Origin of the sequence: Sphingosinicella terrae (assembly GCF_003347635.1) — a bacterium.
Taxonomy (GTDB): domain Bacteria; phylum Pseudomonadota; class Alphaproteobacteria; order Sphingomonadales; family Sphingomonadaceae; genus Allosphingosinicella; species Allosphingosinicella terrae.
Genome location: NZ_QDFY01000006.1, coordinates 164,776 through 180,166, shown reverse-complemented (window position 1 = coordinate 180,166; position 15,391 = coordinate 164,776). Strand labels below are relative to the sequence as shown.

Annotated in this window: 1 protein-coding gene; it reads left to right on the top strand. The window is 67.3% G+C overall.

Going from position 1 to position 15,391, the window contains the following annotated elements; genetic code table 11:
- The first annotated feature begins 465 nt into the window (after nt 1-465).
- Nucleotides 466-15,387 carry an autotransporter-associated beta strand repeat-containing protein gene (locus DDE10_RS14045; protein ID WP_114953406.1) on the top strand — a complete coding sequence of 4,974 codons (14,922 nt, stop codon included), beginning with the start codon at nt 466-468 and terminating at the stop codon, nt 15,385-15,387.
- The last annotated feature ends 4 nt before the right edge of the window (nt 15,388-15,391 follow it).

The window sequence follows — 15,391 nt, the reverse complement described above, 5'->3', positions numbered from 1 at the left end:
GCCGCCGCAGGCCCATTCTACCGCCTCCATCCGTCAGGTCGCGCCGTTGCCGGCATGAACCCGCGTGCCGTGAAGGCGACGCTCTCGCATGAATAGCTCAGACCGACCGAGTGTCGGACTTGGTTGGGATTCGTCAGTTTTAGTCAGAACTAAACGTATCTGGATAGAAACGATCGACCAAAGACTGTAAATATTTGATAAATCATTTTCTGGGATCATCGTAAATACAGCGAGTTAGTGATTGGACTATTAGAGACTACTTGAAACGACAACGTCGTTTCGTCTAGCCTCGAAAGTCGATGTGCAGGGGGTAGTGTATCCAGTGGGCGTAGGTTCCGGGCAAATGATCCCGCCCGATCGGCTGAGGCGCAGCGCTGCGCCCGCCTCTCAACCCGTCAATTCTGCAGACCGGCCCGATCGTGCCGGCGACGGGTCGTTCCTGCCCGAATCCGAAGGGGAAAGAAGATGGTCCGAGTGAGCCGCGATCCGCGAGGCGTCAATGCGAGAACGCGCTGGCGTCCTTTGCTGTCCGGGACATCGGTTTCTGCGCTGGTCCTGCTCGGCCTTCCCTCGTTCGCGCACGCCCAGAACGCGAACCGCTATTGGGATGCCAACAGCACGGCGCCCGGCGCCGGCGGCGCAGGCACCTGGGACACGACGTCATTGCGGTGGAGCACCGATGGAATCGGCACCGGCGGTCTCTACGACCGGCCGTGGCAGAACGCGCAGCTGGACAATGCGATCTTCGCCGGGACCGCGGGCATCGTGAACCTGAGCGTGCCGATCACCGTCCACAACATCACTTTCGACAGCGCGAACTATACGCTCACCGGAAACACGCTGACGCTCGCCGGTACGACGCCAACGATCACCGTCAACAGTGGCACTTCGACGATCAGTTCCGTCATCGCCGGCACGCAGGGCCTGACCAAGGCAGGCGCGGGAACGATCAGCCTGACCGGCGTGAACACCTTCACGGGTGGCGTCGTCGTCAACGCCGGCGGGCTTTCGGTCGACTCGGACGCAGCGCTTGGCAACGGTGCCAACACGGTCACGCTGAACGACGGCGCCTCCTTCGCGGCCACGGGGGCCCTGAGCACCAGCCGCCAAGTCGTCCTGAATGGCGCGATCACCTTCTCCGGTGCCGGCGTCGGGTCCGCCCTGATCTCGGGTACCGGAACGCTCTCCCTGTTCAGGGGCGTTACGATGAGCAACGACGCCAACACCTATACAGGCACGACGATAACCAACGCACCCGGGACAGCCGGAACGGTCTGGTTCACGTCGGTCAGGAATACGGGTCTGGCAAGTTCGCTCGGAGCGGGCGGCGAAATCCTTCTCAGAGGCGCCAATATCTATACCGGTGACGGGGACACCACCGACCGCACGTTCCGACTTCAGCCTTCCGCCAACGCAGCGGTGACTCTGGCCAATGCGGGTACCGGTACCTTGGCATTGACCGGCACCATGTCTCTCGAGGGAGGTCCGCGCGGAATCAGCTTCGCGGCCAACAGCGGCGATCTCGACCTCTCCGGTACCCTCAGCGGCACCAACACCGCGACCGTCACTTTTACCGGACTCGGCACAGCGCGCAGGATCACGCTCGGTGAAGCGAATACCTATACCGGTGCCAACAGCATCGGCGCGGTGACGCTGGAGGTCTCGAGCCTCGCCGATCGCGGTGCGGCCAGTTCCCTCGGCACGAACGGCAATACGGGCGCGGGGCTCGCCGACATACAGATCGACAATGGCGTGCTCGACTATACGGGTGACGGCGACATCAGCAACCGCACCTGGGCGCTTTCGAACAGTTCAAGCGTGCTCAACAATGGCTTGGGTGGGCTGGTGCTCACGGGCGCGGCACAGTTCAATGCCGGGGCGACGATGGACACGCTGACGCTCGGCGGCAGCTTCGCGGGCGAGAACAGCTTCTCGGGCGACCTGACCGGCTCAGGCCGTCTGGTCATGAACGGTGCGGGCACATGGGTTATCTCGGGTGCGAACAGCTTTACCGGCGGCATAACCGTCGAAAACGGCACGCTGCGCATCGGCTCCGCCTCGGCCCTCGGCGTGACCACCGACGTGACCGTGAACGGCGGCACGCTCGATCTCGACGGGTATGACCTTAGCCTGACCTCGATCGCCGGCTCTGGCGGCGTGCTGGCCCTCGGAAGCGCGAACCTCACCGTCAACCTGGGTACGGGCGTCGACAGGACCTATTCCGGTAGCATCACCGGCACCGGCAGCTTCACCAAGCTCGGCGCCGGCAACCTGACGCTCACCGGCGCCAGTAGCTATACGGGGGTGACGACGATCGGCGGCGGCATTCTGTCGCTCGACTTCGCCGCGACGTCCGACGGCCCTACCGACAATCTCATTTCGGATCAGTCGGCGCTGTTCATGAGCGGCGGCGAGCTTCGCGTGACAGGCGGCCCCGGAGAAAACAACAGCCAGACTTTCGACGGCCTCACCATCACCGGCGGGAACAATATCATCCGGGCGACCGGGACCGCGGCCAACCTGACGCTCGACCTGGGCGCCATCACGCGCTCGGCCGGTCTCGCCAATTTCGTGCTTCCCGGGGCCGGGGCGATCACGACCAGCAATGCCGACGGCGCGTTGGGCGGATGGGCGACCGTGAACGGCACCGATTATGCGAAGGTCGAGGGCGGCAACATCGTCGCATTCACCAGTACGGATTATGTGAACAGCGACGACGCTTCCACCTGGGCCGCCGATCAGATCCTGAGCGACGCGGGCGGAAGCGCAGACTCCGCTTATTTCGGGACAGTCGGCAGCAACGTCCAGATCGGGGGACTGCAATATACCGCCAACGCGGATTCCACGGTCGAGATCGCCCCAGGGGCCACGCTCGGCATCGACGGCACGATCATCGTCGCCCCGAGCGTGGCCACCGGGACCCAGCTCATCACCGACGGCTCGATCACCGGCTCGTCGGGCGGCGGCGTGCTCGGCGTGCAGCAGAATGGTGCCGGAATCTTCGAAATAGCTTCGCAGATCGTCGACAATACGGGCACGATCGGCTTCACCAAGGCCGGCGCGGGCAGGGTCGTCCTCAGCGGCAGCAACACCTATACCGGGGCGACCACGATCGCCCAGGGCACGCTTTCGGTCAATTCGATCGAGAATGGCGGCACCGCGAGTGCCATCGGCCAATCGGCCTCCGACGCATCGAACCTGGTGATCCAGGGTGCGACGCTGGAATATACCGGCGGCACGACGATCTCCGATCGCGGGTTCACCCTGGCCCGTTCGGGCTCCACCACCTCGGGCACGATCTCCGTCTTCGACGCGGCGGCCAACCTGACCTTCGGCGGGCAAGTCACGAGCTCCGACGGTGCCGGCCTCACCAAGACCGGCGACGGGACGCTGACGCTGACCAACGCCGGCAACGACTATACCGGCATCACCAGAATCGAAGCAGGTGTCCTTGCGACCGATAATCTGGCGAATGGCGGGATCACCAGCGGGATCGGCGCCGCGAGCAGCGACTCGGCCAACCTCGTGCTGCTCAACGGCAGCACCCTCCGCTATACCGGGGGAAATGTCGAGATCGACCGCGGCTTCACGGTCGAAAGCGGTGCCGGGAGGATCGACGTCAGCGCGGGGGCGACCACGCTGACCGTCGGCGGCGTGATCCTCGGCGGCGGCAACCTCGAGAAGTACGGCGACGGAACGCTGGTGCTGACGGGCGCCAACTTGCACGCGGGCACGGTCGTGCAGGAGGGCATATTGCGGGCGGGCGGCACCGACGTCTTCGGCAGTCCGACCGGTGCAATGACGGTGAATGCCGGGGGCATTCTGGATCTTGCGGACAACGATAACCGCATCGGGGCGCTCAACGGCGATGGCGACGTGACGCTCGGCTCGCTGGTCACGACCACGCTCACGATCGGCGGCGCCAACAGCACCGGCACCGGATTCACCGGCACGATCAGCGGCGCGGGCAACGTGACCCACACCAACGGCACTCAGGTGATGGCGGGCTGCGGCAACAGCTACACCGGCGTCACCACCATCACGGGAGCCCTGGGCGGATCCGTCCTGGCCACGGACTGCATTCGCGACGGCGGCGAGGACAGCGGTATCGGTGCGTCCGGCAGCGACGCCAGCAATCTCGTGATCCAGAACAGCGGCATCCTGAACTATACGGCCGTCGCCACCAACCAGGTTACCGACCGCGGCTTCACCCTGGCCGCGGGCTTCGGCTACATACAGGTGGCCGACGCCGGTACGGTGCTGGAGTTCACTGGCGATTTCACCGGCCCCGGTGCGCTGATCAAGCGGGGCGCAGGCACGTTGGTCCTTTCCGGCGCCAACGGCTCCACGGGGGAGACCCGGGTCGAAGCGGGCGTCCTGCGATCGGGTTCGGATGAGGCGTTCAACAACGGCCGGCGCCTGTTGATGAGCAATGTGGCGAGCGCATCGTTCGACCTGAACGGCTTCGACGCGACGTTCGGCGCCCTGGACGGCGGCGGTGCGATCGGCGGAAACATCACGCTCGGCGGCGCGACGCTGACGGTCGCGAACATCGAGAACAGGACCTATGGCGGCACGATCAGCGGAAGCGGCTCGCTCGTCAAGACCGGCGCCGGGAACCAGGGCCTGGTCAGTTGCGGCAGCAGCTATACCGGCTCGACCACGATCAACAGCGGCACGCTTTTTGCCAGCTGCCTCACCGATGGGCTGACCAACAGCTCGATCGGCGCTTCGAGCAACGATGCGTCCAACCTCGTGCTCAACGGCGGCGCGTTGCAATATACGGGCACGGGCGACAGCACCGACCGGCAGTTCACCCTCGGTGGCAGCGCCAGGATCAATGCCTCCGGGACCGGTGCCCTTGCCTTCACCAGCACCGCCGCGGTGACGCTGACCGGGCCTGGCGCGCGGACCCTGACGCTGGGGGGCACGAACACGGGAGACAATGTCCTCGCGTCGCAGCTTACGGATACGGACGGCGGCGGCATCACTTCGCTGACCAAGGCCGAAGCCGGTACCTGGCGGCTCAGCAACGCCGACAGCACCTATACCGGCGTCACGTCCATCCTCGGCGGCGTCCTGAGCGTCGACAAGCTCGCGGATGGCGGCCTTGCCAGCAGCATCGGCCGTTCGACCCTGAATGCGGCCAATCTCGTGATCGGTTCGGGTTCGACCTTGCGCTACACCGGCGCAGGGGATTCAACCAACCGCCTGTTCACGCTCCAGACCGGCGTCTCCTTCATCGAATCGTCGGGAACCGGGGCGATTGCGTTCACCAACACTGGCACCATGGGCTTCCAGGGCAACGGGGCGCGCGTCTTCGCGCTCGGCGGCACCAATACCGGCGCCAACATCATGGGCGTGAGCATCACCAACGGCACGGGCGGCGCGACCACCCTTGCCAAGAACGACACCGGAAACTGGTATCTCACCGGTAACAGCACCTACAGCGGCGACACCAACATCAATGCCGGTACCTTGTTCATCGGCAATGGCGGTAATACGGGCTCGATCACCAGCGCCATCGTCAACGTCACCGGCTTCGGCGCGCTCGGCTTCAATCGTTCCGACACCGTCACCTATGCCGGACTGATCCAGGGTTCCGGCGGCGTCACCCAGGCGGGCGCCGGCACGACGATCCTGACGGGCGACAATCTCTATGCGGGCGGCACGACGATCAGTGCGGGCACGCTGCAACTCGGCAACGGCGGCGCGTCGGGAGCGATCGTCGGCGATGTCGCCAACAGCGGCACGCTCGCCTTCAACCGGAACAATGCCTACGCCTTCGCGGGCACGATCACCGGCACCGGCACGATCGCACAGATCGGCACCGGCACGACCACGCTGACTGCAGCCAACACCGCCGGCGCCACCACGATCAGCGCGGGCACGCTGAACGTCAACGGCGCACTGACGACGCAAACCGTCGCGATGACCGGCACCTCGACGCTGAACGTGAACGCCACGATGGGCGCGGCAGCAGGCGGTACCGCGATCTTCGCCGGGGACACCGGCGCCAGCACGATCAATGTCGCGTCGGGCGTCACGCTGCGCGCGGCGGGCGATCTCGGCGGGGGCGGCGATGTCGTGAACATCGCGGGAACGCTGAACACCGGGGCGGGTGCCTTCTTGCTCGGCGCCGGCAACGATACGTTCATTGTGAGCGGCGGGCTCGTGGGCCGCATCGACGGGGGCGCCGGTACCGACGGGCTGCAGGTCGACGGCACGCTCTTCCGTGTACTGGATAGCGCCAACGTCACCGGCTTCGAGTCGCTCACCAAGAACGACATCGCCGTTCTCATCCTGACGGGCGACCACAGCTTTGCCAACGGAACCACCGTTACGGGCGGCACGCTGCAGATCGGCGATGGCACCGCGACCGGGACGCTGGCGGGCGATGTCGCGAACAGCAGCGCGCTGAGGTTCAACCGTGCGGGCACTTCCACCTACGCCGGTGTGATTTCCGGCACCGGGGTCGTCCAACACAATGGCAGCGGGACGACGATCTTCACGGGCAGCAATAGCTACACGGGTGCGACCAACGTCAACGCCGGAACCCTGTTGGTGAACGGCAACCAGTCGGGCGCGACCGGTCTCGTCAGCGTCGCGTCGGGCGCGACGCTCGGCGGCGCCGGCACGACCGGCGGCAGCGTCACCATCGCCAACGGCGGCACGCTGGCACCGGGCTCGAACGGCGTCGGCGCGCTGACCATCAACGGCAATCTTGCGCTCGGCGACACCTCCCAGCTCGACTTCCAGTTCGGACAGGCGAACGTGCCGGGCGGTCTGCTCAACGATATCGTCAATGTCGGCGGCGATCTGACTCTCGATGGCACGATCAACGTCACCGAATCCGCGGGCGGCAATTTCGGCCCCGGCATCTACCGCATATTCAACTATGGCGGCACGCTGAACGATCAGGGCCTCCAGCTCGGGGCAATGCCCGGCGGGAGCAGTGTGCAGCTTCAGACTTCGGTCGCAGGCCAGGTCAATCTGGTGAACTCGGCAGGGCTGGCGTTCAGCTTCTGGGACGGCGACGCAGGCCCCAAGCTCGATGGCGTCATCAATGGCGGCAGCGGCGCCTGGCATCTGGCCGGCACCGACAACAACTGGACTGGCGCGGACGGTGCGGTCAACGCCGCCTATGCCGACGGGAGCATGGCGATCTTTGCCGGCACGGCGGGCACGGTGAATGTCGATAACGGCCTGGGCGCGGTGACCGCATCGGGCTTGCAGTTCGCAACGAACGGCTACCAGATCGCGGGTGACGACCTGACACTGGTCGGTTCCCAGGCGACGATCCGCGTCGGCGACGGAACGGCAGCAGGCTCGGGCTATACCGCCACGATCGACGCGGCCCTCATCGGCGATTCGCAGCTGGTGAAGACCGATGCCGGAACGCTGATCCTGACCGGCGCCAATTCCTACACCGGCGGTACGCTGATCAGCGGCGGCGTGCTTTCGGTCGCCAATGACAGCTTCCTCGGGGACGCTGCCGGGGTGATCACGCTCGACGGCGGCACCTTGCAGCTGACCGGCGCCAGCGCGCCCACCACGCACAGCTACGCGCTGGGTGCAAGCGGCGGCTCCATCGACGTGACCGACGCCGCAGCCTCGGCCGGCATCCTCAATGGGCTCAGCGGCAACGGCGGACTGACCAAGCTTGGCGCCGGCTCGCTCACTCTCGCAGCAGACAACAGCTATGCCGGCGGCACGACGATCAGCGGCGGCACGCTGCGGATCGGGGCCGGGGGCACCACCGGGTCGATCGTCGGCGACGTGGTCAATAACGGCACGCTGAACTTCAACCGCTCGGACGCCCATAGCTTCGCCGGATCGATCACCGGCACCGGCGGGGTCACGATATTCAGCACCGGCGTGACCACTCTGACGGGCAACAGCAATTACGGCGGCACGACGACGCTCGGCAATCTGAGCACCAATCTGCGCATAGCCGAAGGCGCGATCGTCACGTCCGGCGGCGCCACGAGCCTCGGTCGCTCCACGCTGACGATCGACGGCGCGAATACGGTCTTCAGCACCACGTCCGTCAACGGCACCGCATCCGGCGCGGGCTCGAGCATCGTGAGCGTCACCAACGGCGGCACGCTTCGGGTCACGGCGGGCGATCTCTCCATGCGCGCTGCGGGGACCTCGATTCAGGTCAACGTCAGCGGCGCGAACTCGCTGGCCGATATTTCGGGTGGTGTCCTGGGGACCGCGGTCGTGAACTCCCCCTTCAGCATGACGATCGGCACGGGCGGGACGCTGCGCACGGCGGGCGCGAGCCAGATCGGTAGCGCGACGAGCACGACCAACCCCATCGCCGTCGCGATCACCGGCGCCGGTTCAAACTGGACGAGCACCGGCTCGCTGCTCATGACCGCCGGCGACTTCACCGTCGATCAGGGCGGTGTCGCGACCTTCGCGTCGGCGACCTTCGGTTCGGCACCTCAGGCAGCCAGCCTGCAGGTGTCGGGTGCGGATTCGAGCTTCGCCACGACCGGCGACCTGGTCATCGGCAGCGGCACCGGCACCGGCGTGCTCACCTTGACCGACGGCGGACACGTGACGGTCGGCGGAACCCTCACGCTCGCTGAGGATGCCGGCGCGACCGGCATCCTCAACATCGGTGGGGCCGAGGGAGCGGCGGCTGCGGCGTCCGGCGTGTTCGATGCCGCGACGCTCGGCCTGGGCAGCGCGACTTCGCGCCTCAATTTCAACCACACCGACCCCGGCTATGTGTTCGCGACCGTCTTGACCGGTACCGGCAACGTCAACCAGACCGCCGGCACGACGATCCTCACGGGCCTCAACACCTATTCCGGCCTGACGACGGTCGACGGCGGGACGCTGCTGGTCAACGGCGATCAGTCGTCGGCAATGGGCCAGACCGACGTGGCTTCGGGCGCGACGCTCGGCGGCATCGGCCGGATCGGCGGGGATGTGATCCTGGCCGACGGAGCGTTCCTGGCGCCTGGCGATGTCTCCGGCCCCGGCACGCTGACGATCAACGGCAACCTGTCGCTCGCCGGTACGTCGCGGCTTCTCTACGATTTCGGCGAATCGAACGTGGTCGGCGGGCCGCTGAACGACCTGGTCGTGGTCGGGGGCGATCTCGACCTTGCCGGCACGATCGACGTGACCGTGACGCCGGGCGGCAGCTTCGACGTCGGGGTCTACCGCGTGATCAGCTACGGCGGAGCGCTGACCGGCAGCGGCCTCGCCGTGGGCGGCGCGCCCGCCGGCAGCTCGCCGATCGTGCAGACCTCGGTGGGCGGGCAGGTCAATCTCGTCAACACGGCGGGGCTGACACTCAATTTCTGGGACGGCGAGGGCGCCCCGGGCAAGTTCGACGGCTTCATCAACGGCGGCGACGGCATCTGGCAGAACAGCGCCGGCAACGATAATTGGGCCGATGTCACAGGCGCCTTGAACGGCCCCTTCAACGATGGCGAGTTCGCCATCTTCTCGGCGGCGGCCGGGACCGTGACCGTCGACAACATCCTGGGCCCGGTCACCGCCTTGGGCATGCAGTTCGTCAGCGACGGCTACGTCATCGCGGGCGGCGACGTGGCGCTGCTCGGGCTTCAATCGGTGATCAGGGTCGGCGACGGCACGGCGGATGGGCTGGACTATACCGCAACGATCGCCTCGGCGCTCACCGGAAGCTCGCAGCTCGTGAAGACCGATCTCGGCACGCTCGTGCTCACCGGCACCAACAGCTATACGGGCGGCACCCTGATCGATGTCGGCACGCTGAGGATCTCGAGCGACGCCAATCTCGGCGACGCGGCGGGCGGCCTGATCCTCGACGGCGGCACCCTCAACACGACGGCGAACATCGTCTCCGCGCGCAGCGTCACCCTGACCGGCACAGGCACGTTCCTCACCGATGCGGGGACCAGCCTGGAGTTTACCGGCGCGCTGACCGGATCGGGCAATCTCATCAAGGACGGCGCGGGCACGCTTGCGCTCAACGACACGTCGAACCACAGCGGCACCACGAGCGTTCTCGCCGGCAACCTGATCGTCAACGGCGACCTTTCGCAGGCGACGGGCCTCACCAGCGTCGCGGCCGGTTCGACGCTCGGCGGGCGGGGAATAATCGGCGGCGACGTCATCGTCGCCGACGGCGGCACGCTTGCGCCGGGCACCAGCCCCGGCACGCTGACGATCAACGGCGGCCTTACGCTCGGCGCCGGCTCGAACCTGAGCTACGAGTTCGGCCAGGCCAATGTCGCGGGCGGCTCGCTCAACGACCTCGTCGTGGTCGGCGGCGACCTGAGGCTGGACGGCACGATCAACGTGTCGGTCGCGACCGGCGGCAGCTTCGGCCCCGGCATCTACCGCGTGTTCAACTATGGCGGCACACTGACCGACGCCGGCCTGGCACTCGGCACCTTGCCGGGTGGGAGCCAAGTCTCGGTCCAGACCTCGATCGCCGGACAGATCAATCTCGTCAATACGGCGGGCCTGACGCTCAGCTTCTGGGACGGCGATGCCGGTCCAAAGAACAACTCCCTCGTCGACGGCGGCAACGGCACTTGGCGCGTGGGTGGCGGATCCATCAACTGGACCGACGCGGACGGCACCGTGAATGCGGACTATGCGCAGGAAACCTTCGCGATCTTCTCCGGCGCAACGGGCACGGTCAGCATCGACGATGCCGGCGGCGACGTGCTGGCTTCGGGACTTCAGTTCGCGAGCGACGCTTATCTGCTCACCGGCGACAGACTGACGCTGACCGGGAGCTCGGCCATCGTCCAGGTCGGCGACGGCAGCGCGGCCGGAGCCGGCTACACCGCGACGATCGCGGCCGAGCTCGCGGGCTCGGCGGCTCTCGTGAAGACCGATGCCGGGACGCTGATCCTCGCCGGCACCAACAGCTATGGCGGCGGGACGACGATCAACGGCGGCACCGTCCGCATCTCGGCCGATTCCAATCTGGGCGACGCCGCCGGCGGGGTGATCCTCGACGAAGGCACGCTCAACAGCACGGCGGACATGGTTTCGGCGCGGGCCGTCACCCTTGCCGGGCAAGGCACGTTCCTCATCGATGGAAACACGGAGCTCGCGCTCAGCGGTCTCCTCTCGGGCGCCGGAGCGCTGGTCAAGGACGGTGCCGGATCGCTCGTCCTGACGGCGGACAACATTCATGCCGGCGGCACCGTCATCGCCGGCGGCACGCTCCAGATCGGGGACGGCGGTACCAGCGGCAGCATCAGGGGCAATGTCGCGAATGACGGCGCCCTCGTTTTCGACCGTTCGGACGCCCTGACCTTCGCAGGCGCGATTTCGGGCTCGGGCACTCTTCGCCAGGCCGGTACCGGCACGACGATCCTCACCGGCGCGAACCTCTATGCCGGCGGCACGGCGATCGGTTCGGGAACGCTCCAGATCGGTGACGGCGGCACCACGGGCTCAATCCTCGGCGATGTCGCCAATGACGGCACTCTGGCCTTCAACCGCTCGGATTCGGTCACCTTTTCCGGCACCGTCACCGGAACCGGTTCGGTGGTGAAGGACGGGGCCGGTACGCTGATCCTGAGCGGCGCGAACAGCTATTCCGGGTCGACCTGGGCCCTCGCCGGCACCCTGCTCGTCAACGGCGATCAGTCGGGGGCGACCGGTCTCACCAGCGTGGCCTCCGACGCCACGCTCGCCGGCGCGGGCATCATCGGCGGCGACGTCGTCGTCGCCGATGGCGCAAGGCTCGCCCCGGGCGCGGGGGGCGCGGGGACGCTGACCATCAACGGCAGCCTGTCGCTCGCATCGGCGGCGCAGGTCGACATGGATTTCGGGGCGGCCAACGCGGTGGGAAGCGCGTTCAACGATCTGGTCGACGTGGAGGGCGACCTCATCCTCGACGGCACTCTCAACGTGACCGTCCCCCCCGGCGGCGCGTTCGGCATCGGCCTTTTCCGGATCGCCAATTATGGCGGCACGCTGACCGACAACGGACTGGCGCTCGGCACCTTGCCGGCCGGCGCCGAGGTGTCGGTGCAGACGTCGGTCGCGAACCAGGTCAATCTGATCAACACCGGCGGCGCGACACTCAACTTCTGGGACGGCGCGGCCGGACCGAAGCTCAACGGCGAAGTCGACGGCGGTGACGGCGTCTGGCAGGCGGCCAGCGGCAACGACAACTGGGCCGATGCGACCGGCGCGGTCAACGCCGGATACGATGACGGCGCGTTCGCGATCTTCACCGGCACGGCCGGAACCGTCACGGTCGACAACAGTCTCGGGGCGGTCACCGCGTCGGGCCTGCAGTTCGCCGCCGACGGCTACACCATCGCAGGCGATGCACTGACCCTGGCGGCGCCGGAGTCGGTGATCCGGGTCGGAGACGGCACGGCGGGCGGGGCAGGCTATACCGCCACCATCGCGAGCGCGATCACCGGGACCGCCAGGCTGGTCAAGACGGATCTCGGCACGCTTCTGCTGTCCGGCGCCAATAGCCATAGCGGCGGCACGGCGATCAACGGTGGCACGCTGCGGATCGCGAGCGATGTCCATCTGGGTGCCGCCGCGGGCGGCCTCAGCTTCGACGGCGGCACGCTCAACACCACCGCCGACCTCCGCTCGGCGCGCGCGGTCGAACTCGCCGGGACAGGGACCTTCCTGACCGATGCGGGCACTACGCTGACCCTCGGCGGCGCCGTCACCGGCGCGGGCAGCTTGACCAAGAGCGGGACCGGCACGCTGGTGCTGGCCGGGACCGGCAGCTATTCCGGCGCGACCAGCGTCAATGCCGGCGCGCTGCTGGTGAACGGCGATTATGCGGACTCGACCGGAGCGACCTCGATCAGCTCGGGTGCGAGCCTCGGCGGCACCGGAACGATCGGCGGTGACGTCACCCTGGCCGCGGGAGCGACGCTCACTCCGGGCGCGGGCGGGGCCGGCACGCTCACCATCGCCGGCGATCTCACGATCGCCTCCGACGCTCAGCTCGATTTCGAGTTCGGCCAGGCCAACGTCGCCGGCGGAGCGCTCAACGACCTCGTCAATGTCGGCGGCGACCTGATCCTCGACGGCACGATCAACGTGACGGTCCCCGGCGGCGGCCCCTTCGAGGCCGGTATCTATCGCGTCTTCAACTATGGCGGAGCGCTGACCGACAACGGGCTCGTCGTCGGCACCCTGCCCGGCGGCGGCAGCGCCACCGTCCAGACGTCGATCGCCGGCCAGGTGAACCTGGTGAACAGCGCCGGGCTGGAAATCAACTTCTGGGATGGCGGAGCGGGGCGGCGCGACGACGGCGTCGTCCAGGGGGGCGACGGCGTCTGGCAGAATGGCGACGCCAGCCAAAACTGGACCGACGCGAGCGGCCGAGTGAACGCGCCTTACGGGAACGGCTCCTTCGCGATCTTCGGCGGCACCGGTGGAACGGTCACGGTGGACAACGGCCTTGGACAAGTGGTGGCCGGCGGCCTCCAGTTCGCGGCCGGCGACTATGTCATCGAGGGCGACGCCCTCGCCCTGACCGGTCCGCAGGCAACGATACGGGTCGGCGACGGCAGCGCGGCCGGTGCGGATTTCGTCGCGACCATCGAATCGGCGATTTCGGGCGAAGCGCAGCTGGTCAAGACCGATGCCGGCACACTGATCCTCGCCGGCATCAACAGCTATGGCGGCGGCACCCTCATCCGGAGCGGAACCGTCCAGATCTCGTCCGACTCCAATCTCGGCGCGGCCGAGGGCGACATCACGCTCGAGGGCGGCACGCTGGCGACCAGCGCCGACCTGAGCAGCGGACGCGACCTCGTCATGGCCGGCGCCGGAACGATCTCGACCGCAGGCGGAACCATCTTCACTCTGAGCGGATCGCTGTCGGGCTCGGGAGCTCTCAACAAGTCGGGCGAGGGCACGCTGCTCCTTACCGGCGACAGCTCGGATTATGGCGGCTCGACCGATGTCGAGGGCACTTTGGTGGTGAACGGCACCCTGTGCGGCGACGTCAACGTGCTCGACGGCGCACGCCTGGAAGGCACCGGTACCGTCTGCACGACGGTGAATGCCGGAACCGTCGCTTCGGGCAATTCCATCGGCACCTTGACCGTCGATGGCCGCTATACCGGCGTCGATGGCGTGCTCGAAGTCGAGGCCGAGCTTGGTGGCGATGCGTCGGCGGCCGACCGGCTGGTGGTCACCGGAGGCACGGCCGGAACGACCGAGGTCGTCGTCATCAACGTCGGCGGCGCGGGCGCACAGACGGTCGAGGGGATCAAGATCGTCGACGTGACCGGCGGAGCCTCCGACGGCACCTTCGCGCTTCGAGGCGACTATGTCTTCGAGGGCAGTCAGGCGGTGATCGCCGGTGCTTTTGGATACCGCCTCTTCAAGGGCGGCGTCTCGACCCCGACCGACGGCGATTGGTATCTCCGCTCGGCCCTGCTCGACGGGTCGGGCGAGCCTCAGGGGCCGCTCTTCCAGCCCGGCGTCCCACTTTACGAGAGCTACGGCGAGACCCTTCGGTTGCTGAACGGCCTGCCTACGCTCCAGGAACGCGCCGGCAACCGTCGATGGTCCGGGTTCACCGCTTCGGGTATCGGCCTGTGGAGCCGGATGGAGGCCACGCGTCATCGTCCCGATGCTGCCGTTTCGACCAGCGCTACCGATCTCAACGCCTCCACTTGGAGCCTCCAGGTCGGGCTCGACGCGCCGCTCCTGGACGAGACGGCGGGCACGCTCGTCGCGGGCATGAACGTTCGCTACGGCCAGGCTGATGGCCGGGTGCGGTCGCAGTTCGGCAACGGCACGCTCGACACCCAGGGCTATGGAATCGGCGCCACCCTCACCTGGTATGGCAGCGGCGGCTTCTATGCCGACGCGCAGGCACAGATGAGCTGGTACTATAGCGACCTCGAGTCGGACCTGCTGGGGAGCCTCGTCGAGGACAATGACGGCGCCGGCGAGGCGTTCAGCCTCGAGGTCGGCCAGCGTCTGCCGCTGGGCGGGTCTCTCAGCCTCACCCCCCAGGCGCAGATCGTCTACTCCGGCGTCCGGTTCGATCGATTCTCCGACCCCGCCGACGCCATCGTCTCGTCAGACGGGGCCGAGAGCCTGCGGGGCCGGTTCGGCCTGTCGCTCGATCACCAGCGCAGCTGGCAGCGAAGCAGCGGCGACACGGCGCGGACCCACTTCTACGGGATCGTCAATCTCGACCACGAGATGCTGGACGGCACCCGAATCGACGTGTCGGGGACGCCGCTCCTGCGGCGGGAGGAGCGCCTGTGGGGCGAGGTCGGCATCGGCGGCAGCTTCAGTTGGCAGGACGGCCGCTACGCCCTCTTCTCGGAGATCTCGGCGGAAACCGCCCTTTCGAGGTTCGGCGAAAGCAACACGCTTCGCGCCAATGCGGGTTTCCGGATGCAGTTCTAAGACC